The sequence below is a fragment of the Paenibacillus antri genome, from assembly GCF_005765165.1.
Lineage (GTDB): Bacteria > Bacillota > Bacilli > Paenibacillales > YIM-B00363 > Paenibacillus_AE > Paenibacillus_AE antri.
This window is the reverse complement of record NZ_VCIW01000001.1, coordinates 287286-310460: the sequence shown is the minus strand read 5'-3', so window position 1 is coordinate 310460 and position 23175 is coordinate 287286. Positions and strand designations below refer to the sequence as shown.

Here is a 23175-nt window from a genome sequence, read left to right as displayed (position 1 = left end):
GGGTGGGATGAGCATGGACCCTTATGAGGAATCCGCCGCGGTCCGGGCGCTGTCGCGGTACCCGTACGCCGTGCGGAGCGTCCGCCTGCTGTCCGACAAAGGGAAGAAGGCGGTATGGTATGTCGACGCCGAGGACGCGGGCGGGTTGATTTTGAAGAAGGTCCCGTTCGGGACCGAAGCGATCCGCTTTATGATCGCGGCGATCGACTATATGCGCGGAAGAGGGCTCGGGACGCCGCGGGTGCACCGGACGTCGGACGGCGGCGGCTGGGCGCGGGAAGACGGACAAAACTACGTGCTGTTCGACGCCGTCCGCGGCCGTCCGCCGGAGTATAAGATCGAGGCCGAGTTAAGAACGCTGCTACGCGGCTTGGCGACGTTCCACGTCGCTTCTCAGGGCTTCGAATCGCCGACGGGCTTCTATCCGTCGTATTTGCTGACCGACCGCGAAACGACGATGCGTCGGCGCGTCGAGCAGCTTGCGGCGTGGAAGAGCGCTGCCGCGGGCAAGCCGAACCCGAACGGCTTCGACCGACTGTTCCTAGGGCGCGCCGACGCGTTCGTCGCGCAAGGCGAAGACGCGTTGGAGCGGTTGCGGCGAACCGGCTACGGCGACTGGGTTCGATTGACGCACGAGACGAAGACGTTGTGCCATCAGGACTTCGCCGCGGGCAACACGGCCATCGGAGACGATGGACGCTTCTACGTGTTCGACATGGATTCGCTGACGGTCGACGTGCCGATCCGGGATCTGCGGAAAATCTTGAACAAGGTCATGAAGCGGGACCTCGCCTGGGACTTGGACACGATGCTGACGATGATGAAGGCGTACCACGAGGCGCATCCGCTGACGAAGGACCAGTATGCGGCATTGGTCGCCGAGCTGACGTTCCCGCATCTGGTATACGGCCAAGTGTCCAAATATTACGAGGGCCGGGAGCCAAGCTGGACCGAAGAGAAGCATCTTCAGCGGCTCCATGAGATGATCCTGACGGAGTCGAGCAAGGAGCGCGTCTTGGAATCGTTCCTTGCGGGGTTGGACGCGTGGGTCCGCTAACCTGCGCCGCATGCGCGAACCGTCGCGCGGGCGGCGTTTTTTTGTTACGATGAGTAAACATAAGGAAAAGGGGAGAGTCGCGGCATGGCGGGAACGCGCGGAAGAGGGCCGACGCTCTCGAAGGACATCAACCGCAAGCTGATCTACGAAGCGCTCAAGCGGCGAGGGACGACGACGCGGACGGAGCTGTCGGCGGCGCTCGGCCTTACGAAAAATACGGTGAACGCGATCGTCGAAGAGCTGGCGTCGGCGGGCTACGTCCGCATGACGGGGCTGACGGTGAGCGGAGGCGCCGGACGGAAGGCGCTCGGCGTCGCGTTCGAGCCGGCGAACCGGAAGGCGCTCGGCTTCCAGCTGCTGTCCCGCTCGATTCTCGCCGTGACGACGGACCTGTGCGGGACGCCGCTCGAGCGGGAGGAGCTGCCGCTCTCCGAGACGACGCCGGAGGCGACGGTCGCGGCGGTCGCGGCGCACGCCGCGGCGGCGCAAGCGGCCGAGCCGAACCGCCCGCTCGTCGGCGTCGGGCTCGGCGTGCCCGCGCTGGTGGATCCGGCGTCCGGCCGCGTCGCGTTGTCGACGCATCTCGGCTGGCGCGACGTGCCGCTGCGGGCGATGCTCGCGGACGCGCTGCCGCTCGGCCGCATTCTGGTCGATAACAGCGTCAAGCTGGCGGCGCAGGGCGAGCTGTGGTTCGGGGCGGGGCGCGGGACGAATCATTTCGCGTACTGCTCGTTCGGCGCGGGCGTCGGCTGCGGCATCGCGATCGGGGGCGACATCGTGCGGGGCGAAGGGGGACTCGCGGGGGAACTCGGGCATACGGTCGTGGAGCCGGACGGTCCCCGCTGCGCTTGCGGCAACGCGGGCTGCCTCGAGGCGGTGGCGGGGCTGCCGGCCCTATTCGCCCGGGTGGCGGCGGCGACGGGCGAGCCGCCCGAACGCCTGGACGCGGCGTCGCTCGCGGAACGGGCCAGGCAAGGCGACGAGGCCGTCCTCCGGGAGCTGACGCGCGTCGGCCGCGCGATCGGCGTCGCGCTGGCGCCGCTCGTCAACTTGCTCAACCCGCGGTACGTCGTGTGCGACGGACCGCTCATGCTCGCCTCGGATACGCTGTTCCCGATCATCCGACAAGAAATGCGGGGAAGATCGCTCTCCCCCGCATCCGCGCAAGCGGAGCTCGTCCGCTCCTCGCTCCACCCGCTCGCGACGGCCGTCGGGGCCGCCGCGGGCGTCGTGCGAGCCTGGGAGCATCAGGCCGATCCGCTCGAGCCGATTCCGTTCTGACGGAATCGGCTCGTTCCGTTCTTATACACTTCTTCGATTCGCACGCGCGCGCCGTCGAGGCGGAACAAGACGAGATCGGCCGGGCTCCCGGGCGAGAGCGTCCCGACGCCGCCTTCAAGGCCGCTAGCTTCGGCCGGCGCGGCGGACGCCAGCGCCCACGCCTCGTCCAACGTACACAAGCCGCGCTCCGCGAGGCGGCCGACGCCCTCGACGAGCATCTGCGCCGAGCCGGCGAGCAGCTTCGGGTTCGACGCCAGATGGAGTCGGCCTTCCGGCGTCAGCACGACGTCGCCCCCGATATGGGTCCGATACGCGCCCGGCGCGAGGCCGCTCAAGTACACCGCGTCGCTGACGAGCGCGATGCGGCCCGCCTTCGCGCGGAGGAACACCTTGAGCACCGAATCCGGTAGGTGGAAGCCGTCGGGAATGACGCAAGCGGTCAATTCGTCGGCGGCGAGCTGCTCCCAAATATAGTTCGGGTGCCGCGGCAGCATCAGCTGCGCGGCGTTGCCGAGGTGCGTGCTCATGCGCGCCCCGGCTTGGACCGCCTCGCGAATTTGCTCCGGCGTCGCCGCCGTATGGCCGATCGACACGATCGTCCCCGTCCGGGCGACGCGCGAGATGAAATCGGCCGCGCCGTCCCATTCCGGCGACATCGTCAAGATGCGAATGCGCCCTTCGGCCGCTTCCTGCCACCGGAGGTACGCGTCCCAGTCGGGCGCGCGGACGTACGCCGCCTCATGCGCGCCGCGCGAGCCGTCGACCGGCGACAGGAACGGGCCTTCGAGGTGGATGCCGCCGACGCAAGAGCCGGTCAGGGCGTCCTCCCGGCACGCCGCGGCGATCGAACGCATCGAAGCCTCGATCGCTTCGTCTCCGTTCGTAATGACGGTCGGGAACACCGTCGTGACGCCTTGCGACAGCAGAAGCCGCACGGCTTTCTTCACGTCGTCCGTCGCGAGCGGCGTCGTGTTGAAGTCGATGCCGGCGTAGCCGTTCACCTGCAGATCGACGAGTCCGGGCGCGATCCAAGGCAGCCCCTCGGCGTCGTCGATCGATTCGACCGACGCGACGCGGCCGCCGTCGACGACGACGCGAGCCGCCGCGCCGCTCCCGAGCAGGCGGCCTTCGACGACGGCGCGGCTCACGCTTCGGCTCCCGCGTACGAATCCGCGTCGACGAACAGCGTGCAATCGGGGTGGCGGCGAAGCGCGGTGGCCGGACAGGCGGTGGAGATCGGCCCGTTCAACGTCTCGGTCACGGCGTTCCGCTTCGTCGGACCGGGCACCATGCAGAACAGATGGGCGCCGGACATCATGAGCGGAATCGTGAGCGTCAGCGCGTGCGTCGGCACCGCGTCGAACGACTCGAAGCAGCCGTCGTTCACCTGCTGCGTCCGGCACGCGTCGTCGAGCTCGACGGGCTTGATCAGGAGCGGATCGTCGAAGTCCGCGACCGGCGGATCGTTGAAGGCGATATGGCCGTTCTCGCCGATGCCGAGGCAGACGATGTCGATCGGCGCCTCCGACAGCAGCCGGCCGTATCGTTCGCATTCGGCGTCGATCTCGGAGGAGACGTCGATCAAATGGACGACGCCAGGGCGGACGAGATCGAACAGCCGATCCTGCAGGAAGCGGCTGAAGCGCTGCGGCGCGTCCGGGGCGAGGCCGATGTAGTCGTCCATATGGAAGGCGGTGACGCGGGACCAATCGATGCCGTCCTGCGCGACGAGCGTCTCGAGGAATTCGTTCTGAGACGGCGCCGCGGCGAAAATCATGCGGATGCCGGGCTGCTTGGCGAGCAGGTCCCGCATTCGTTCCGCGACGGCGAGGCCGGCGGCCGTTCCGAGCTCCTTGCGGTTCGCGTAGACGCGAACCTTGAGACGATCGACGAGACGTTGTTTCAGCATGAATCATCGCCCTTTCCGTAATTAGTGTAAATATTATACGAATTAGCTACAGTATGACGGAGGCGGCCCGATTTGACAAGAGAAATCGTCAGCCGCCCGTCCCCCGCCGCAGCGCTTCCACCGTCGGCACGTCCGCCGGCGCCCAGGCAAGCGCGGACAGCTCCTCGACGCTGCGCCACTCGAGCCGCTCGTGTTCCTTCGCGAGCGGAACGCCGCCGCGCGCGATCGCGGCGAAGTACGTGATCAACCGCACGACGACCGTTTCGTATGCATGCGTATAGTCGGCTACGAGCGCGCCGACCTCGACCTCGACGCCGAGCTCCTCCCGAATTTCCCGAATCAACGCGTCCTCGGGCGCCTCGCCCGGTTCGATCTTGCCGCCGGGAAATTCCCACAGCCCCGGCATCGACATGCGGTCGGAACGGAGCGCGCACAAGACGTCCCCCCGCGCGTCGCGAATGACCGCTCCTACGACTACAATGTATTTCATCGAACCCATCCTCCTTATTCGACTTATTGTATCATGTCCCGCGTCGATCTCCGGAATTTCGGGCATTACCGCGCTCGAGGCGCCATACATTGTATCGATAACCATTCGAATACGAATCTCGGGAGGTGGCCCCATGCAAGGGCGCATCGCGATCTGGCCCGCGCTTCTGTCCGCCGCCGTATCGGTCCTATTCCACGCGGCGCACGCGGCCGCGATGATCGCCGCCGCCGGCGCGACCGGCCTGCACGCGCACGCCCATCACGCGCATGGCGGGGCGTCCGGTTGGACGGCTTGGCTCGGTTGGGGCGCCAACGCCGTCACGCTGGCGTTGTGCGTCGTCCTGTTCGCGTCGTACGTACGCCATCGGCGGGACGACCGCCGCAAGGCCGCGTCGCATCTGGCCGTATGTCTGACGTCCTTCGCCGTCGTCGCGGCGACGACGGCTTGGTCCGTTCTATAGGAGCCGTCTAATTGGCATGAATTGTTTCTGGAGAGGCGCGCGCGGGTTATCGTAAAATAAGTAATACCTCGAACGCGATTCGGCCATGCTAGGAAGTGTGGAAATGTAAGCCATACTTTTTACGGGGTGTTGCCGAGGTGGGTTCGAAGGATCATTCGAAGGATCAGGCGAAAGAGCATCTGACGCTGCAGCAAAATATCGCAAGCTTCATGGGACGCCTGCTGCGAGATACGTTCGGCAAGGGACCCGAATCGGTGTACGTGTCGATCGGGTACACGTTCATCACGATGTATCTGCGCAATTTCCTGACGCCGTCGGAGAAAGTTCTGATGGAACAGGATCAAGAGATCATCGTCATGCAGACGCGGGATAAGCTGATGCAGACGTTGATGCCCGAGTTGAACGGATATCTCGAGGGGCTGCTCGGACAGAAGCCTGGAGAAGTGTATTACGATTGGGGCCTTCATAACCGCGCCGGCATGATCGTGGGCGTCTTCTCCGGTCCCGTGGAAGCCGGCGAGCGGATCAACGAGGCGTACGCGGGCCGCGAGGCGGTAGAAGCCGAGATCGTCGACATCAGCCGGAACGCGCAGAAGGCGCCGGAGGAAATATACTCCTGCGAGTTGAACGATCGAACGCTGGTCGTCGTGCGTAACGGCATTCTCGTGCGCATCGAGAAGGAGCTCATCCGGCACGGCGTCGGACCGCAGCTGAGGCAAGTGAAACGCGTGCTCGAGAAGAGCTATATGCATAACAATACCCATTTGGAAAGCATATTACAGAAGAAAATCATCGACAGCTTCGTCGATTGGGACTTCGATCTGGATAAGAGCTTGATCGTATTCGTGCTCAATCCGAAGCTGCCGCGCGGTGGAAATGCGTTAGACATGGTCGACATGAGCTAATCATAAACCGAGCGGGATTCGGCGCTTCGCGGCGTCGGTCCCCGTTCGGTTTTTTTTGTCGTTCGCATTCATTTTCGGAGGTCGAAGAAAGCATGAAGCATCCGTCGTTCTCGTTCGAGAGAATCAAGCTGGAAAATCGAGTTCAGTTGTTCCTGAAGCTGACGGACCCGGTCGCCCGTCGGATCGACGACGTCCTGAACGCGCTGGAGGACGAATTGGCGAAGAGGGAGGCGCTGACGCCCGACGCGCGCGACGAGCTGCGGCTCGCGAAGATGCTTGCCGCGAAGCTCGCGGAGGCGAGCCGCCGCGGGACGAACGACGCAAGGCGATGGACGGAGGAGAGCCGGTCGTTCCATTTTCTGAAGTATCGCCTTCAAGCATTGGAATCGCTGCTGAAGGAAGCGTTCGAGGAGGGAGCTCTTCCCGATCTGACGCCGCTTCGCAAGGCCGCTTCGGCGTTGACGGAACTGCTTCTTTTGGCCGAATGAGCGCGTCCGTTCGACACCGTTAGACGAAAAATTGATCTCCGGGCAGGACTTCCCGCCTCCGGCGAAGAATACAATTTACTATTAGGTTCTTCGAAAAGCGAGATAGCAATCTACGACTAGGACAAGGTGGAGCTTACCATTGGAAGTTCTCGATAAGATGCTCGGACTTCGCCCGGAGGATCGGCGCAAGGTGTGGCTGATGGGGAGCGTGTTTTTCCTCGCCGGCGTCGCCGAGCTGCTGAATTATACGTCGTTCATGGCTTTGTTCAACGGCCGGTTCGGCACGCAATATCTTCCCGTCATGTATATCGTCGAAGCGTTCCTGCTCCCGCTGGAAGGCTGGGCGCTCGCCTGGGTGTCCCAGCGCATGTCCAAGCCGCGCTTCATGACGTTGATGTACGCGTCCTTCATCGCGCTGTGCTTCGCGAACGGCGCCTTGCTGTTCGGCATGCGCGCGACCGGCGCGGAATGGCTCGCGTTCTACCCGTTCCTGTTCATCACCTCCAACTTCGTCGTGCGCCAGCAGACGCTCCTCATGTGGAGCACCGCGTTCGACCTATGCCCGACGCAGCAAGCGAAGCGGGTCATGCCCGTCTTCGTCTCCATGGCCATCCTCGGCGGCGTCGCCGCGGGCGTGCTGTCTCGCGTCCTCGCGCCGTCGCTCGGCGCCGAAGCGGTTTACTTCCTCGGTCCTGTCGTGCTGGCGCTCGGCTTCGTCAACTTCCGCAAGTCGCTGAAGCGGTACTTGGTCCCGCTCACGATCAAGGAAGCGGACGCGGACGAGACGGCCGAAGCGGCGCCCTCCGCCTTCTCGTACGTCCGGGACACGCTTCGTTCCCCGTTCCTGCTCACCGCCATCGGCATCATGACGTTGATGCCCGCCCTCTATTTCCTGATGGAGTACCAATATTTCACGTCCGCGCAAGCGGTATTCGCCGACGAGCACGAATTGACGTCCTTCTACGGCCTCATGGTCATCCTTCTGTTCTGCGCGGCGTTCCTGCTGCAGCTCGTCTCTAGCAAGCTTATGGATAAGCTCGGCGCGAGCAATATGCTCATCGCCATCTCCGCGATCTTCCTGCTCGGCTTCGCGATCGTCGTCGCGTTCGTCGATTCGAGTCTCGCGCTTCCCGCGGTGTCGATCGGGTATAGCTTGATGTATCTTCTCCTCTATTATTTCGCGGAACCGAGCCATCAGCTGTTCTTCAAGATGCTGCCGCTGCACAAGCGGGACGGCATCCGGTTCATGGCCCAGTCGATCGCGGCTTCGGCGGGCATCCTGATCGGTTCGGGCTTGTCGATGCTCCATTCCGAGGGCGGGGTGGGCATGTTCGGTCAAGCGGCGATCGGCGCGGGGCTGTCCGTCGCGCTGCTCGGTATGTCTTGGGCCGCGCGCGGCCTGTACGTGAAGGAGCTCGTTCGAAGCCTCGAGGTCGGCGTCGCGTTCGCGCGCGACGCGCTCACCGAGCTGCTCGGCTCGCTCAGCGCCGGCCGCCTCGCGAGGTCGCTGACCGAACATCTGCGCCACCCGAACGAGGCCGTGCGCGAGGTCGCGATCGAGCTGCTGCGGCACGATCCCGATCCCTCGCGAACGGAGGAGCTGCTCCGCTGCGCCGAGACGTCTTCGCCGCGCGTTCGGGTCGTCGCCTTGAAGGCGGTCCACCCGAGCGGCTGGCTGTCGCTCTCGCCCGACCGGCGGCTGCAATTCCTCCGCGATTCGGACGCGGAGGTGCGCGCCGTCGCGTTCCGGACGCTGCTGACGACGAACGCGCCCGCCGGAGAGAAGCGCGATTGGGTACGCATGGCGCGCGGCGACGCGAGCCCCGCGGTGCTCGCCGAGGCGCTGCTCGCGACGATCGAGGTCGGGGCGGCCGCCGAGACGGACGAGCGCGCGGCGGCCGACCTGCGGCGCATGCTGGACGAAGGCGGCGAATCGGCCGTATCGGCCATGAGCGTGATCGGGGAATGCCGGCTGCGGGAGTTTTTCTACGACGTCCTCATGCGTCTCGGCGATCCGCGCCCGTCGGTCAAGACGGCGGCGGTGCGGACGCTCGGCAAGCTCGGCGGGGAGGAGGCGGCCCGCGAGCTGATCGAGGCGATGATCGGCGCGGACACCGAGACGCGGGCCGCCGTCGCCGATGCGCTCGCGAACATCGGCGACGCGGCGGTGCCCGTCCTCGCCAAGGCGTTGCAGTCGCCGCACTGGAACGTGTGGCAGACGGCGGTGTCGGTGCTTAGCCGCGGCCGCGGCGATAAGGAGGTCCGGCAGCTGCTGGTGCCGTCCTGCGTAGAGCGGCTCGCGGAGCTGCGCGAGGTGCGCCGGTACGGCGCCATGATCGCCGAGCTCGGCCGCGAGGAGTGGGCGAGCCTCGCGGCGATGCGGACGGACGAAATCCGCAGCGTCGCGTTGGACGCGGTGTGGAGCGTTATGGTTCGCTTCGGCGACGAGCGGGCGGTGCCGCAAATCCGCAAGGCGATCGAGGATCCCGAAGAAGAGGTGCGGGACAACGGGATGGAGATTTTGTCCGAAGGCCTCGGCGACGCGCGTCTGTCGGCGGCGCTGCTGGCGTTCTACCGATACGACCAGACGATGCGGTTCGCCGCGGAGCCGGGAGAGTCGTCCGCCGCTCCGCCGGTCGTGACCGACGCCTGGCTGCAAGCGATCGCCGTGAAGGCGAAGGCGGAGGAAGGGGAGGCGGCGTTCATGAGCCGATGGGAGTATTTAAGCGCCCTCGATAAAATGGTGTTTCTGAAGCAAGTGCCGCTCTTCGAAAACATCTCGCTCGAAGAGCTCGGCCGCGTCGCCGGCATCGCGAACGAGAAGACGTACGAGGACGGCGAGTTTCTGGTGAAGCAAGGGGAGCCGAGCGTCTCCCTGACCGTCATCGTCGAAGGGCATGTGGAGCTGAGCGGGCGCGACGCCGCGGGCAAGGAAGGCACGGTCGGCGTCTTCGGACCGAAGCAGTCGTTCGGCGAAGGGGCGCTGTTCGACGACCGGCCGTCGCTCGTCTCCGCGCAAGCTTTGTTCGAGCCGGTACGGGTGCTGGAGATCGAAGGCGGAGAGATGTCGAAGCTCGTCAGGCTGTACCCGGACATCGGCGTGGGCTTGCTGCGGGCGGCGGGCCATCGCATCCGCACGCTCGAGCAGCTCGTGCTGAAGCTCGGGTAAGGAGGGCTGACGGTGGAGGATCGTCTGCATCTGGAGTTGGCCGCCTCGCTTCGAGAGCTCGGGCGTATGGGCGCGGCCGTCGCCGCGTTCTGCGAACGAGGCGGGATCGACGAGAAGCTGTCGTACGCGGTGCAGCTCGTCTGCGACGAGTGGGTGACGAACGTGATCGTACACGGCTACGGCGGCGCGCCCCCCGATGCCGGGGAAGCGGCGATCGAGGTGACGATCGTGCGGACGGCCGATTCGCTGCTGCTTACGTTCGTCGATCGAGCGCCGCCGTTCAATCCGCTGACGCGTCCCGAGCCGGACGTGGACTTATCGGTGGACGAGCGGGAGGTCGGCGGTCTCGGCATTCATTTTATGAAGAAAATCATGGACGCTTGCGAATACGAACGCATCGGCGGTCGCAATCGGCTGGCGTTGACCAAGAAGTTCGGCACACGGGGGGAAGGCCAAGATGAACATCACGGTTGTTAAAGACGGCGAGGCGCTTTCGATCGCGCTCGCCGGACGGTTGGACGGCACGACGGTGCAGTCGGTGGAGGAGGCGTTCCTTAAGGAGCTCGCCGCGGGCGAAAGCCGCTTCGTCTTCGATCTGGAACGCCTCGATTACGTGAGCAGCGCGGGATTGCGCGTCATGCTGCTCGCGGCGAAGAAGACAAGGGGCGTCGGCGGCAAGCTGGCGCTGTTCGGCTTGAACGAGAACGTCAGAGAAGTCTTCGAGATTTCCGGCTTCCATAAGATCTTCGCGCTGTTCGCGACGCGGAGCGAAGCCGCGGCGTTCGTCTCGGCGCCGTGATCGGGGCGGGGATCGCCGCGCTGTCGCTCGCCCTCGCGGCCGCCGTCGCCTACGCGGCGCACGCGGCCATGGAGCGGCGGCGGATGCGCACGCTGTTTCGCGTCAGCTTACGGCTTAACTCGACGATCAAGCGCAAGGAGCTGCTCCGCATCATTATGGAGACGGCGGAGAAGACGCTTCGGGCGGAAGGCTCCTCGATCATTCTCGTCGATAAGGAGCGGCAGGAGCTGTTTTTCGAGGTCGCTACGGGGGAGAAGGGCGACGAGGTACGCGAAATTCGGCTGCGCATGGGCGAAGGCATCGCCGGCTGGGTCGCGCAGACGGGCGAATCCGTGCTCATCCCGAACGCGGCGAAGGACCCCCGCTGGTCGAACCGGGTATCGAATCGGGTCGGCATGCCGACCCGAAACATGCTGTGCGTGCCGGTCGTCTCGAACGGCGAGACGCTGGGCGTGCTGCAGGTCATCAACAAGAAGCGGAACGGCACGTTCCGCAGGAGCGACCTTCGGCTGCTCGAGCTGGTCGCCTCCCCGGCGGCGGTCGCGCTCGAGAACATGCTGTTGTACGAGGCGCTCGTCAAGTCGATGGAGACGCTGCGGGAGACGACCGCCGCGAAGGAGCGGATGGAGAGCGAGTTGAAGATCGCGCAGGACATCCAGCGCAGCTTCCTCCCCGGCGACGCGGCGTCGATCGCGCGGGTGGAGCTGGCGGCTCGTCTGCAGCCCGCCAGGGAAGTCGGGGGCGACTTATATCACTTCATCGAACTGGGGGAGGAGCGGCTGCTCCTCTGCCTCGGGGACGTGTCGGACAAGGGGATGCCCGCGGCGCTGTTCATGTCCGGTCTGATGATCTGGATCCAGGCGAAGGCGAAGTCGTACGATTCGCCGGCCGCGATCGTCGCGGACATTAACCGCGAGGTCAGCGACGAAGACTCCACGATGTTCGCGACGATGTTCCTCGCCGTGCTCGACGCTCGCACCGGGCGGCTCCGGTATTGCGACGCGGGGCACTGCACCCCGTACTTGCTCGGGGAGGACGGCGCGGCGACGCCGCTCGAGACGTCGAAGCATCTGCCGGTCGGCGTGTTCGAGGATACCGAATACGAGGATCGGGAGATCGCGCTGTCGCCGGGACAGTCGCTCGTTCTGTATACGGACGGGATCACGGAGGCGGAAAGTCCCGCCGGCGAATGGTTCGGGACGAACGGGCTGCTCGAGGCGTTGTCGCGCTGCGGCGGGCTCTCGCCGAGGGAGGCGGCCGATGCGCTCGTGGCGAGCGTCCAGTCGTTTTCCCAAGGGTTGCCTCCCTCCGACGACATCGCCGTAATGGCAGTAAAATACGGAAAAAACTAGGTAATTTATCTCGTAAAAAAACTGTTGCGCGCGCGAGAAACCGTGTGTAACAATGGGAATATCTTCGTGCTACGATCAACCCAAGGGGGTGAGGAAATGCCGTTCCACGAGAAGATCGCAAGGCCTGAGAAGGCGTCTTCGAACCGATCGAAGAAGAGCCTCGGGACCTCCGGCGGAAGCGCTATCGCTTCGATCGCGGGGCTGCAGCAAGGTCTCGGCAACCGGGGCATGCATCGATGGATCGCGCAGATGAAGCGCGACCCGTCGAAGCCGGTCCAACGCGCGGCGTCGCCGGAGGAAGAGGAGCTTCAGATGAAGCGCGATCCGTCGAAGCCGGTCCAGCGCGCGGCGTCGCCGGAAGAGGAAGAGCTTCAGATGAAGCGCGATCCGTCGAAAGCGATACAGCGCGAAGCGGAAGGCCCTGAACTGGAGGAAGAGGAGCTTCAGATGAAGCGCGATCCGTCGAAGGCGATCCAGCGGATGGGCTCGCCGGAGGAGGAGGAGCTTCAAATGAAGCGCGATCCGTCGAAGGCGATCCAGCGCAAGTCGAATGGCATTCCGGAGCCGGTGCTTCAGAAGATGGAGGCTTCGTTCGGCGCGAGCTTCTCCGATGTGAACATTCACGTCGGCGGCGAAGCGTCCGAGGTCGGCGCCCTCGCGTATACGCAAGGGAACGACATTCATTTCGCGCCGGGGCAGTACCGGCCCGACACGAAGTCCGGCCAGGAGCTGCTCGGTCACGAGCTCGCGCACGTCGTGCAGCAGCGCGAGGGGCGCGTGCAGCCGACCGGCGAAGCGGCCGGGGTGCCGCTCAACGACGATAAGTCGCTCGAATCCGAAGCCGATCGGCTCGGGAAGAAGGCGGCCTCCGGCCGATGAACGCAACGACCGCGCTTCGGCCATACGAACACCCTTGGGAGCACATAACGGACGAATTGCGGCGGCTCGACGTATGGATCGACGCCGGCCTGCAGTCGATGACCGCGCCGGCGGACGACCCGGCCTTGGACCCGTTCCGCGGGCTCGTCGTCACCGAGTCGGAAGCGAAGCAGCTGCTTCTGGACGACGGCCGCTTCGCGGCGATAGACCATGAACGACAACAAGAACTCGACGCATGGGACGGCTATATCGCTTCCCGCGTCTCATCTACGATTCAACAGGGTATTCCGCTGCCGCTGCTCCGGCTGCGGGACGCGTTCCGGTTGTCGGATCGGGATGTTCGCTGCCTCGTCGCGGCGATGGCCCCGGACATCGACCGAAAATACGAGAAGCTCTACGCGTACCTGCAAGACGACATGACCAGCAAATTCGCGACCGTCGATCTGTTGCTGCGCCTTAGCTGCCGATCCGAGAGCGAACGAAGGGATGCCCTCCCGCGACTACTCCCACACTCCCCTTTGTCTTCTCTCCTGCGCAAGGAGCAGCCGGACGGCGGCGCGGCTCGATCCGCGTTGTCCCGGCCGATCCGCGCGGACGAACGGATCGTCGCTTACGCGCTCGGTTTGGATTGGACGTATGCAGGCCCGATGGCCGGCATTCGGCGGTACGACGCGACCGAGATCCCGCCCTCTTTGATGACCGACCAGGACGTCGGCGAGAAGCTGCAAGCGCATATCGCGGCCTCGTCGTCGTCCCCCGTCGTCTACCTGCTGCACGGCCCGACGGGCTGCGGCAAGACGCTGCAAGCCCGCCTCGCCGCCGCTTCGATTCGTCGCGGGCTGCTCGAGTGGGACGCGTCGGCCGCGCCCGCCGAGGAAGAGCCCTTCCGAGAAGCGTTGGAGCTGGCCATTCGGGAGGCGCTGCTGATCGGGGCCGTCCCGGCCTTCGACCGGCTGCACGCGCTCGCGGGCGACCGACGGCTCGATTGGCTCGCGGATCGGCTGCGCGGCCTCGAGGGCCCTGCGTTCCTTCTGTCGGAGAAGACGTGGATGCCCGAGAGACCGCTCGAAGGCGCCGCGTGGATCGACGTCCCGCTGCGGCTGCCGGATCCGGCGGAGCGCCGACGGTTATGGAAGGCGGCCGCGGACGGCGCGTTCGCGTTGTCCGACGCGGAGGCGTCGGCGCTCGCCGCGAAGTTCCGCTTCGCGACCGGCCGCATCGAGCGGACGGTGCGGACGGCGGAGCGGCTGCTCGAATGGGAGCGGGGGGGCTCCCGGGCCGAAGCGACGCTCGATTCGAAAGCGCTCCATCGCGCCGGTTACATGCAGGTCCGCCACCGCCTCGGCGAGAAAGCGGTCAAGCTCGAGCCGAAGTTCGCTTGGGAAGATTTAATCCTGCCGGACGATACGAAATCGCTGCTGCGCCAGGCGTGCAATCGGCTGTCGTACCGGCACGTCGTGTTCGGCGAATGGGGCTTCGAGCGGAAGTTCGCGTACGGCAAGGGCATCTCCATGCTGTTCACCGGCCCGCCGGGAACCGGGAAGACGATGTCGGCGATGGTGATGGCGCGGGAGATGGACGCGGAGCTGTATCGAATCGACCTGTCCCGCATGGTCAGCAAATACATAGGCGAAACCGAGAAAAACTTAAGCGATATTTTCGACGAGGCGCAGCTGTCAGGCGCGATCTTATTTTTCGACGAAGCGGACGCGCTGTTCGGGAAGCGCTCCGAGGTGAAGGACGCGCACGACAAGTACGCGAACATGGAGACGTCGTATTTGCTCCAGAAGATGGAGGAGTACGACGGGTTGACGATATTGGCGACGAACTTCTCCCAGAATCTGGACGAGGCGTTCACGCGCCGCATCCAGTTCATCGTACGATATCCGTTCCCGGACCCCGCGCAGCGGGAGCAACTGTGGCGCTCGACGTTCCCGAAAGAGTCGCCTGTCGTGCACGATATCGACTTCGAATACTTGTCCCGCACGTTCGATCTCGCCGGCGGCCCGATCAAGAACGTCGTCCTGACGGCCGCGTTCCTGGCGGCGGAGGACGGCGTCCCGATCGGGATGAAGCACATGATCGAAGCGGTCAAACAAGAGTACAAGAAAACCGGCAAAGTGTTGCTGAAGGATCGACTCGGCGCGTATGCCGATTATTAGGGGAGGCTGAGGACCATCGCGGAATATACGGTCATCGCCGACGTGGGCATGTCCATCGTGGGACTGCTGCGCGAGGCGCTCGTTCCCGATCTGATCGCGCATCCCGACGGCGTCGGCCTCGCGCATCCGGCCGATCGAGGGGATTTGAACCTGTCGTTGTTCCTGTACGGCGTGAAGGAGAACACCGACTACCGCAGCAGCGACTATATCGACGGGGGCGGCGGCGAGCTGCGGTTCCCTCCGATCGCGCTCGATCTCTTCTATTTGGTGACGGCGCATTCCGCGTCGGACATCTTGTCCCGCGGCATCGACGAGCATCGCATTCTCGGCAAGACGATTCAGACGTTGTACGATAACGCCGCGCTTAAGGGCGGCCAGCTCGTCGGCTCGCTCGCGGGATCCGGCCAAACGATCAAGATCGCGAAGCAAGACGTACCGCTCGAGACGGTGATTAACTTCTTCCCGGACTCGCCATATAAGCTGTCTCTGAGCTACGCCGTCGGTCCGGTGTTCGTCGATTCGACCCGGACGAGATCCGTCTCTCGCGTGACGGAGCGCAGGATCAAGCTCCAGGACAAAGGCTGACCGCGGTCTAAGCGGCGCCGACCTTGCCCCCGATGCACCGATCGGCCGCTTCGCTTAACGAAGCGCGTCCGGCCGATCTTGCTAATAAACATCCCCGGAAGGAGGAACCGGTTACGGTTGTACTTACGCGCGTGGCGTAACATCCGAATACCGGGAAAACATGGCGGAGTATTTATCACCAGGCGTGTATGTGGAGGAATTCGATAGCGGCGGGCAGCCGCTCGCCGGCGTCAGCACGAGCACGGCAGGCTTCATCGGCCTTGCGCAGCGAGGTCCTACGGAGGGCCTCCCGGTGCTCGTGACGAGCATGAACGATTTCAAACGCAACTTCGGCTCTTATCTTTCCGAAAATCAATTCGGCTCCTACCGGTACCTGGCTTACGCTGTAGAGCATTACTTCGTCAACGGGGGATCCCGCGCTTACATTATGCGGGTGGCGCCGAACGACGCGAAGCCGGCGAGCGGCTCTGCGGGAACGCTTACGCTGACCGCCCGCAATCCGGGCGCTTGGGGCAACGCGGTGCAGGCGGTTCTCGAGCCTTCCAGCAAGGCGAAGACGCAAATTTACGAAGTCGTCGGCGACGCGAAGTATCGCGTCAAGAACGGCGCCGGCTTCAACGCGGGCGACGTGGTCGCGTTCGAAGCGTCCGGCGAGAAGCAGTACGGCAAGGTCATCTCCTCCCGCGATAACGTGATCGAGCTGGAAGCGGCGCTCGAAGGCGATGTCGTCGACGGCGGTCTCCTGCCGGCGAAGGTGCTCTCGACGTGCGAGTTCACGCTCACCGTCGCGTACGGCGACGAAGTCGAGCAATTCGAGAAGTGCTCCCTGAACATCGCTGCGGCGAACTACGTGGAAAAGGCGGCGGCACGCTCGAATCTCGTCGCGGTAACCGCGGCTCCCAGCGACGCGGCGGTACATCCGCTCGAGACGCTCGGCGCGTCGACGATTTCGCTGTCCGGCGGCTCCGACGGCTCCGCGGGCGCTTTAAGCGCGGCGGACTTCATGGGCGAGGACAACGGACCGGGCAAGCGCACGGGCATCCAGGCGTTCATCGACAACGACCAAGCGAGCCTGATGGCCGTTCCGGGCGTAACGGAGCCGGCGGTGCAGCTCGCTCTCGTGGCGCACTGCGAAAACCTCGGCTCGCGATTCGCGATTCTCGACATTCCGCGCGAGAAGACGAAGGTGCCGGACGTGCTGACGCACCGCGACATTTTCGACTCGAGTTATGCGGCGATGTACAATCCTTGGCTTCAAGTGTTCGACCCGCTCGAGAAGCGGAACATCTTCATCCCGCCGTCCGGCTCGATCGCGGGCGTCTATGCGCGCAGCGACAGCACGCGCGGCGTCGAGAAGGCGCCGGCGAACGAAGTCATCCGCGGCTGCACGGGTCTCGAGGTTCAATACAACAAGGGCGAGCAAGACATCTTGAACCCGAAGGGCGTCAACCTGATCCGCAGCTTCTCGGGCCAAGGCATTCGGGTGTGGGGCGCGCGCACGACGTCGTCCAACGCGCTCTGGAAATATATCAACATCCGCCGTTTGTTCATCTTCTTGGAAGAATCGATCAAAGCGGGAACGAACTGGGTCGTCTTCGAGCCGAACGACGAGCGTCTGTGGGCGCGCGTCCACCGGACGATCGACGCGTTCCTGACGCGCGTCTGGCGCGGCGGCGCTCTCATGGGCTCTAGCCCGGGAGAGGCGTTCTACATCGACATCAGCCGCAACACGATGACGCAGGACGACATCGACAACGGGCGCCTCATTTGCGTGATCGGCGTCGCGCCGGTGAAGCCGGCCGAATTCGTCATTTTCCGCATTACGCAGAAGACGAACGAGCAATAATTTCCGCTTATTCGATTCAGTTATTTTTTAAGGAGAGGAAGAATAGCACATGGCGGGCGAACGTAACGATCCGTATCGCAAGTTTCGATTTCGTGTGGAAATAGAGGGCATTGAACAAGCAGGTTTCAGCGAGGTGTCCGGCTTCGACGCGTCGCTCGACGTCGTCGAGTACCGCGAAGGCACGGACGTCATTACGCCTCGGAAGCTGCCGGGGCTCGCGAAGTACGGCAACATCTCCCTGAAGTGGGGCGCGACGGACTCGATGGATCTGTACGAGTGGATTCAAGAGTGCATCGTGGAGGGCGTCATCGAGCGCAAGACGGTGACGATCATCGCCGTCAGCGAAGAGGGCGAAGACGTGGCGACGTGGCAAGTCATCGAAGCGTGGCCGGCGAAGTATACGGCGCCGGACTTCAACGCGACGGCTTCCGAGGTGGCGATCGAGCTGCTCGAGCTGGCGCACGAAGGCATGACGCGCACGCAGTAAGGTTCGTTCGGGCGGAGACGGGGGAGGCTTGCGGCTGGCCTCCGTCTCTTGCTCGTTTTACGAAACGGGATAGCTTTTTCTTGGATCACGAGAGCTTGGGTTTCTTCGGAAAACAGGCTTCCGTGTTCCAAGAAACTTAACCGCCCAAGGAGGAAGCAGACAACATGGCATTCAAGACGGAATACGAATTCGAGCTGCCTAGGGGATATGTTGACGAAAACGGAAACTTGCATCGCAGAGGCACGATGCGGCTCGCGACCGCGGCGGACGAAATTTTGCCGATGCGCGATCAGCGGGTGCAGCAAAATCCCGGCTATCTGACCATCATCCTGCTGGCTCGCGTCATTACGAAGCTCGGCGATCTTCGCGCCATCGACACGAAGACGATCGAGAAGCTGTTTACGGCGGACCTTGCGTTCCTGCAAAACTTCTACCGCGAAATCAACGAGACGGAAAAGCTGACCGTTCGGGCGATGTGCCCGAAGTGCGAGCATGAGCATGAGGTGGACATCTCTTTTTTGTCCGAAGCGGAAGGGGCGTAACGTTGTATCCGGAAGACCGGTTGTACGAAGAGACCGGATTCATCGCGTACTACTTCCATTGGACCCACGACGAAATTATGAACATGGAGCATAAGGAACGTCGCCGTTGGTGCGAGGAAATTTCCCGCATCAATCGGAAGATGAACGACGACGGCTCGGAGAAGAACAATCCTTTCGACGTGTTTAAGAAGAGGTGACTAGAGGTATGGCTCGGACGAATACGGCCGACGACCGCCCGCAGGTGTTCGGGTCTCATCGGTTCATGGTCGAGCTCGACGGAATGCTGGTCGCCGGCTTCTCCGAAGTGAGCGGCTTGTCCGTGGAGACGGAGTTGGAGGAGATCGCGGAAGGCGGCGTCAACCACTACATGCATAAGCTGCCGAAGCAGACGAAGACGCAGCCGCTCGTCTTGAAGCGCGGCGTGACGGTGACGAACGAGCTGTGGACGTGGTATTCGAACGTCGTCGGCGGCACGATTACGCGCAAGAGCGGCTCGGTCATCATGTACAATGAGAAAGACGTGGAGCTGCGGCGCTGGAATTTCTACGAAGCGTTCCCGTACAAGTGGACGGGACCCGAGCTCAATGCGTCGAACAGCGCGGTGGCGGTCGAGTCGATCGAGCTCGCGCACAACGGCTTGAAGGCGGTCTAGGCTGCCGGAGGGGCGTGCCGAGTCGAGTCGTTCGTTGCGAACAGGAAAAGCTCCCTCTTATTCGGCGGAAATCGCAGAATTAGGGTCGAACTCGTCGATTCGGAGGGAGGAATTCCGCTTCAGCGACGGATTTTCGGCGATTGGCGGGGATTGAGAGGGAGGTTTTCCCTTTCGACCGGACGGTGAACGGAGGGGTAGGATGGACGGCGAGAATCGAAGCAAACGCGCGAAATCGGAACCGAATACGTCCCCGCCTCCGGCCGTCGAACCGAAGCCGAAGCGGAAACGGAAGGCCGCGAGCGCCGGTGAGGGCGAAGCGAAACCGAAGGGGAAAGCGGCGGCGGCGAAGCCCTCGATCACGCAGGCGGAGACGCTCGGCAAGAAGCGCGGGCGGAAGCCGAGGGCGGCCGCCGCGGCCGAGCTCGCCGCGAAGCAAGGCGGACCGCTGCGGTCCGTGCGGCTGTCCGACGCGGCGTTCGCGGGGAGGCTGCTCGGCAAGTACGGCTGGGCGATCGGCGCGCCGAAGGGCCGTACGGCGATCGTGCATCGCGACGGCGTGACGGGAGCGATGCGACCGGCCTCGCGCAGCATGCACGTCGACATGCATATTCGCAACGTGAGGCCGCTGCTGCAGCTGTACACGCGCGTGTTCGCGACGGTGCATCCGCCGAAGCCGGCGGCGAGCGCGACTCGCCGCGAAGGGGAGCGCTCTGTCGGAGCGGCTCCTGCGGGGCGGGGCGGCGCGTCCGCCGCGAAGACGGCTGCGGCTGCTCCGACGCCTGGGACGCCGCGCGCTTCGGCTCCGGCGAAAGCCGCATCCGGGACGTCGCGCTCCGAAGCGGCATCAGGAGCGTCGACGAGGTCTGTGACCGAGGTGCGGCGGATCTGGGAGACGTTCCGGGAGACCACGACGACGCTTCGGCGCATCGAGGCGCTTCAGCGTACGGCGCTGTCCGCGCCGGGCCGACTGACGTCGGTCGCCGCTCGCAGTTTGCTCGAACCGAGCGGCGACCGCCGGATCGTCGAGGCCGCTCCGGCGCGGGACGCGGTTCGAGGCGAGACCGGCGGCGAGGTGCGGATCGTCCGCGGGGTCGTTCGAGAGGTCGTCGAAGGCGTCGCCGCGGGCAATCGTTCCAGCCTCACAGGGCGACAGCCCGTGGTTTCGGAGGAGTCGATCGGCGGCGCGACCGCCGTTCGCGAAAGTTACGTCACGCGCCGAGCGTCGGTGCCGGCCGCGCTGCAGCGGTTGGTGCATGCGAAGGCGCAGGGCGGCGCGGCGATGCGGGTACGGGTTTCGCCGTTCGCGGCGAAGCCGGCGGCGCCCGTCCCGAGCCGCGTGAGCGCCGATGCGTCGCGGAAGAGAGGCGAGGCGCCTCGAGCGGATGCCGCTGCGCAAGCGCAGGGGCCAGCGCCGATCGCGGCGATGCGGAAGGCGGACGCAGGCGCCCTGCCTCTCCAACGCGCGGTATTGCGTAAGGAAGCATTGGCGTCGGCGAACCCTGGCGAAGCCACTTCGTCTTCCAGGCCGAATACGTCGCGGAGGTCGGACGAGGAGGTCGCGCCGACCGACGTCGTTCCGCCGATCGTTACCGTTACGCCGGCGGGCGTATCGCCGCTTCGCCCGGTATATCGAGTGGAGCGGAAAGGGCCGAAGGCTGACGGATTCTCCCCGCGAAGCTTCGAACGAAGCTCGCTGCAAGAAGTCGTACGGCATATGACGCGTCTCGTCTCGCATTCGACGGCTTCGGAGCGGACGATGACGGTCGTCCGCCGCTTGATTGAACGAGCCGCCAACCGACCGGACACGAGCGGGCCGACGTCTTCGAGCGGAGACAATCGATCGGGTTCGCCATCGCGAGCGAATGACGGCGCGGCAGCGTCGTCCGGCGGGGGTACGCAACGACAAGCGGACCGTGCGTCCGCTCGTTCGGCGAATGTCGCCGGCGAACGCGGGCACGCGCCGTCGATGGTTCCGCTCCGGGCGGGGCGGCTCGCCGCCACCGGCGTTAGAGCCCGCGCGGCGGGCACGCGATCGCCGGAAGCGGTCGTCGCTCGCGAGGCGCAGCGGTCCGCAGCGAGCGCTTCCGCCCGAGCGGCCGCGGTTGCGCCGCTGCAGCGTCGGATCGCCGCGGGGAAGCCGCTTGCGGCGCCGGTTCCGGTCGCCGCAGCAACGCTGCCTTCCGCGGTTCAACCGGGTCGAGGGAGCGGACCGAAGCCGGTCGCGCTTATCGCACGCCTCATGACCCTCATCGAGCGCCGCTGCTGGACTCCGGCAACACGTAAATCCGATGTCGGAAGGGCTGCGGAAGCGCGTGCCTCGGAACATGTTCCGGCAGTCAGGAGTGTGGGCGAGTCGTCAGTTCGCGTTGCCGGGACGCCGGCGCCGGTCGGCATGGTGCAACGCCGACCGATCGCTCTCGTGAGAGGCGGTATGGGGGCGACTCGCGCCGCATTCGCCACACCGTCCTCGTCGCCCGCGCAGCGGCAAGCGCCGACGCGAGGAGCGCTGACGGTACGGAAGACGGCGAAGGTGCCGCCGCTTGCGAGCAGCCGGGCGCGACCGCCTTCGGCGGGCGTTGCACCGGCGAACGCTCGAACGACGACGGACGTGCGCAGGTTTGCGGACCGGATTACGCAGCGATTCCAGGATCGTTACATGGAACGGTTGACGGTCCGCTTCGCGGAACGCGCCGCCCAGGTCGAGGGGCGCAGCGCTCCGATAACCGTCGTCGGTCACGCCTCGGCGGCTGCGTTGGATGGCGGCCCCCGCGCGTCGGCGCCTCCCGCGCTGCAGACGGTACGCGCGACATGGAGTCGACGCGAGCCGGAACGCGTCGCCGCGGAAGCGCGGCGCCGGATCGCGTCGACTCCGATGATGGCATCGGCGCCTCAAGCGCCGACGGCTGGCGCCGGCGGACCTATGGCGGCCGCGCGGGCGGTCGTCGAGCGATCGCGGAGCGCGTCGGCCGCAACGCGTTCGCCGATGCTGCATCGCTCGGCGCGGCGCGCGACGCTGTCCGGCGGCGGCCCGTTCCAAGCGGCCGCCTCGGCTTCGCGTCTGTCGCCGATGCAGCACGCGGCGCAGACGCACCGCGCTGTCGCGGTCCGCGCGACGACGTCTGCGCGACAAGCGACGACGGCGCCAGCCGCCGCACGCGCGAACGCTCCGCTGGCGCCAGCGCCGCAGACGCATCGCGCCGCCGCGATTCGCGCGTCGGCGCCAGCGCGTCTAGCGCCGTCGGCGCCAGCCGCCGCACGCGCGAGCGCACCGCCGGCGCCAGCGCCGCAGACGCATCGCGCCGCCGCGATTCGCGAGGCGTCGTCAGCACGTCTAGCGCCGTCGGCGCCAGCCGCCGCACGCGCGAGCGCACCGTCGGCGCCGCCGCCGCAAACGCGCCGCGTCGGCGGCGCAGCGCCTGCTCAACGCGCGGTCGCGCACCGCGCCGCGCTTGTGCACCGCGCGTCGCCGCCGCCGTCCGCCGCGCGCCGCGGCATCGCCACGGTGCGCCCCGGCGCAACGATCGGTCACGCGGTGACCGAATCGACGGTCGCCCCGGCGCAGCGGCACGTCCGCGACATCCGTCTCGACGTCGCCGCGAAGAACGGTGGCCGCGATCGGCCGACGCAAGACCCGGTCGTGCAGACGCTGCAAACCGCCGTCAAATCGGTCGAAGCGGAGCTGCAAAAGGCGAAGGAGCTGTGGGCGAAGCCGAAGCTCGACATGAATCGGCTGTCGGATCAGCTCTATAAGGAGCTTAGCAAGCGAATTCGCTTCGAATCGCAGCGTCGAGGCTTGTAAACGCCGAGAACCGGAACACCAGAGGGAAAACCTCCCTCTAATCGACGTCAAAATGCCAGCAAATCACGATTTAAAGGGAAAACCTCCCTTTAAATCGCCCGAAACCCCCGCCAGAGCAGGAAATCGACCAAATTAGAGGGAGGATTTCCCGTTCATGCGGTGGGAGAAGGTGCCGGGGCTGAAATTAGAGGGAGGATTTCCCGTTCGTGCGGTGGGTGAGGGTGCCGGGGCCGAAATTAGCGGGAGGATTTCCCGTTCGTGCGGCGGAGGAAGCGAGGTCGTCGCAGTAGACGGTTTCGCCCATAGTCCGACA

At 65.1% G+C, this 23175-nt stretch carries 21 protein-coding genes; 18 read left to right on the top strand and 3 right to left on the bottom strand.

Features of this window, described 5'->3' with window-relative positions; translation table 11 throughout:
- Positions 1-13: 13 nt before the first annotated feature.
- Together FE782_RS01190 and FE782_RS01185 are read left to right on the top strand one after the other, a co-directional pair.
- Positions 14-1057: a CotS family spore coat protein gene (locus FE782_RS01190; RefSeq protein ID WP_158299196.1), complete on the top strand. Its 1044-nt coding sequence runs from the start codon at positions 14-16 to the stop codon at positions 1055-1057.
- Between the two features lie 84 nt (positions 1058-1141).
- Positions 1142-2338: an ROK family transcriptional regulator gene (locus tag FE782_RS01185; protein WP_138191664.1), complete on the top strand. Its 1197-nt coding sequence runs from the start codon at positions 1142-1144 to the stop codon at positions 2336-2338.
- Here FE782_RS01185 and FE782_RS01180 read toward each other — a convergent pair.
- From FE782_RS01180 to FE782_RS01170, 3 genes are all read right to left on the bottom strand, one after another.
- Positions 2305-3486 carry an N-acetylglucosamine-6-phosphate deacetylase gene (locus FE782_RS01180; RefSeq protein ID WP_138191662.1) on the bottom strand — a complete coding sequence of 394 codons (1182 nt, stop codon included), beginning with the start codon at positions 3484-3486 and terminating at the stop codon, positions 2305-2307. The genes FE782_RS01185 and FE782_RS01180 overlap by 34 nt on opposite strands.
- Entirely contained in the window at positions 3483-4247 is a 765-nt protein-coding gene (locus FE782_RS01175; protein WP_138191660.1) for a glucosamine-6-phosphate deaminase, read from the bottom strand. The genes FE782_RS01180 and FE782_RS01175 overlap by 4 nt, the downstream gene beginning before the upstream one ends.
- An 88-nt stretch (positions 4248-4335) precedes the next feature.
- On the bottom strand, positions 4336-4737 hold the full coding sequence (locus FE782_RS01170; protein ID WP_138191658.1) for a (deoxy)nucleoside triphosphate pyrophosphohydrolase: 402 nt from the start codon (positions 4735-4737) through the stop codon (positions 4336-4338).
- A 133-nt stretch (positions 4738-4870) separates the two neighbouring features.
- Between FE782_RS01170 and FE782_RS01165 the strand changes: the two genes are divergently transcribed.
- The 16 genes from FE782_RS01165 to FE782_RS01090 all read left to right on the top strand — a co-directional run bounded on the left by FE782_RS01165 (position 4871) and on the right by FE782_RS01090 (position 22862).
- Entirely contained in the window at positions 4871-5197 is a 327-nt protein-coding gene (locus FE782_RS01165) for a hypothetical protein (RefSeq protein WP_138191656.1), read from the top strand.
- Positions 5198-5334: 137 nt separating this feature from the next.
- Positions 5335-6102: a Na-translocating system protein MpsC family protein gene (locus FE782_RS01160; protein ID WP_238392291.1), complete on the top strand. Its 768-nt coding sequence runs from the start codon at positions 5335-5337 to the stop codon at positions 6100-6102.
- Positions 6103-6194: 92 nt separating this feature from the next.
- Positions 6195-6590: a hypothetical protein gene (locus FE782_RS01155; protein ID WP_138191654.1), complete on the top strand. Its 396-nt coding sequence runs from the start codon at positions 6195-6197 to the stop codon at positions 6588-6590.
- A gap of 139 nt (positions 6591-6729) precedes the next feature.
- Positions 6730-9759 carry an MFS transporter gene (locus FE782_RS01150; RefSeq protein ID WP_138191652.1) on the top strand — a complete coding sequence of 1010 codons (3030 nt, stop codon included), beginning with the start codon at positions 6730-6732 and terminating at the stop codon, positions 9757-9759.
- Between the two features lie 12 nt (positions 9760-9771).
- A complete protein-coding gene (locus FE782_RS01145; protein ID WP_138191650.1) occupies positions 9772-10236 on the top strand; it encodes an ATP-binding protein in 465 nt (154 codons plus the stop codon).
- Complete coding sequence (locus tag FE782_RS01140) at positions 10217-10558, top strand: STAS domain-containing protein (protein ID WP_138191648.1); 342 nt, start codon at positions 10217-10219, stop codon at positions 10556-10558. Before FE782_RS01145 ends, FE782_RS01140 begins: the two co-directional genes overlap by 20 nt.
- The gene (locus tag FE782_RS01135; protein ID WP_138191646.1) at positions 10555-11910 is read left to right on the top strand and encodes a PP2C family protein-serine/threonine phosphatase; all 1356 of its coding nucleotides are present in this window, start codon (positions 10555-10557) and stop codon (positions 11908-11910) included. Before FE782_RS01140 ends, FE782_RS01135 begins: the two co-directional genes overlap by 4 nt.
- 96 nt (positions 11911-12006) lie before the next feature.
- Positions 12007-12789 (top strand): eCIS core domain-containing protein, encoded by a 783-nt coding sequence (locus tag FE782_RS32530; RefSeq protein ID WP_202914459.1) that lies wholly within the window; start codon positions 12007-12009, stop codon positions 12787-12789.
- The gene (locus FE782_RS01125; protein ID WP_138191644.1) at positions 12786-14951 is read left to right on the top strand and encodes an ATP-binding protein; all 2166 of its coding nucleotides are present in this window, start codon (positions 12786-12788) and stop codon (positions 14949-14951) included. Before FE782_RS32530 ends, FE782_RS01125 begins: the two co-directional genes overlap by 4 nt.
- A 48-nt stretch (positions 14952-14999) precedes the next feature.
- On the top strand, positions 15000-15536 hold the full coding sequence (locus FE782_RS01120) for a Pvc16 family protein (protein ID WP_238392290.1): 537 nt from the start codon (positions 15000-15002) through the stop codon (positions 15534-15536).
- A 160-nt stretch (positions 15537-15696) separates the two neighbouring features.
- The gene (locus tag FE782_RS01115; protein WP_138191640.1) at positions 15697-17382 is read left to right on the top strand and encodes a phage tail sheath family protein; all 1686 of its coding nucleotides are present in this window, start codon (positions 15697-15699) and stop codon (positions 17380-17382) included.
- Between the two features lie 49 nt (positions 17383-17431).
- Positions 17432-17869: a phage tail protein gene (locus FE782_RS01110; protein WP_138191638.1), complete on the top strand. Its 438-nt coding sequence runs from the start codon at positions 17432-17434 to the stop codon at positions 17867-17869.
- 164 nt (positions 17870-18033) lie between these two features.
- Positions 18034-18411, top strand: a complete 378-nt coding sequence (locus tag FE782_RS01105; protein ID WP_138191636.1) for a phage tail assembly protein — start codon at positions 18034-18036, stop codon at positions 18409-18411.
- Positions 18412-18413: 2 nt separating this feature from the next.
- Complete coding sequence (locus FE782_RS01100) at positions 18414-18608, top strand: DUF6760 family protein (protein ID WP_138191634.1); 195 nt, start codon at positions 18414-18416, stop codon at positions 18606-18608.
- An 8-nt stretch (positions 18609-18616) separates the two neighbouring features.
- Positions 18617-19063 carry a phage tail protein gene (locus tag FE782_RS01095; RefSeq protein WP_138191632.1) on the top strand — a complete coding sequence of 149 codons (447 nt, stop codon included), beginning with the start codon at positions 18617-18619 and terminating at the stop codon, positions 19061-19063.
- A gap of 199 nt (positions 19064-19262) precedes the next feature.
- Positions 19263-22862 (top strand): hypothetical protein, encoded by a 3600-nt coding sequence (locus tag FE782_RS01090; RefSeq protein ID WP_138191630.1) that lies wholly within the window; start codon positions 19263-19265, stop codon positions 22860-22862.
- Positions 22863-23175: the final 313 nt, after the last annotated feature.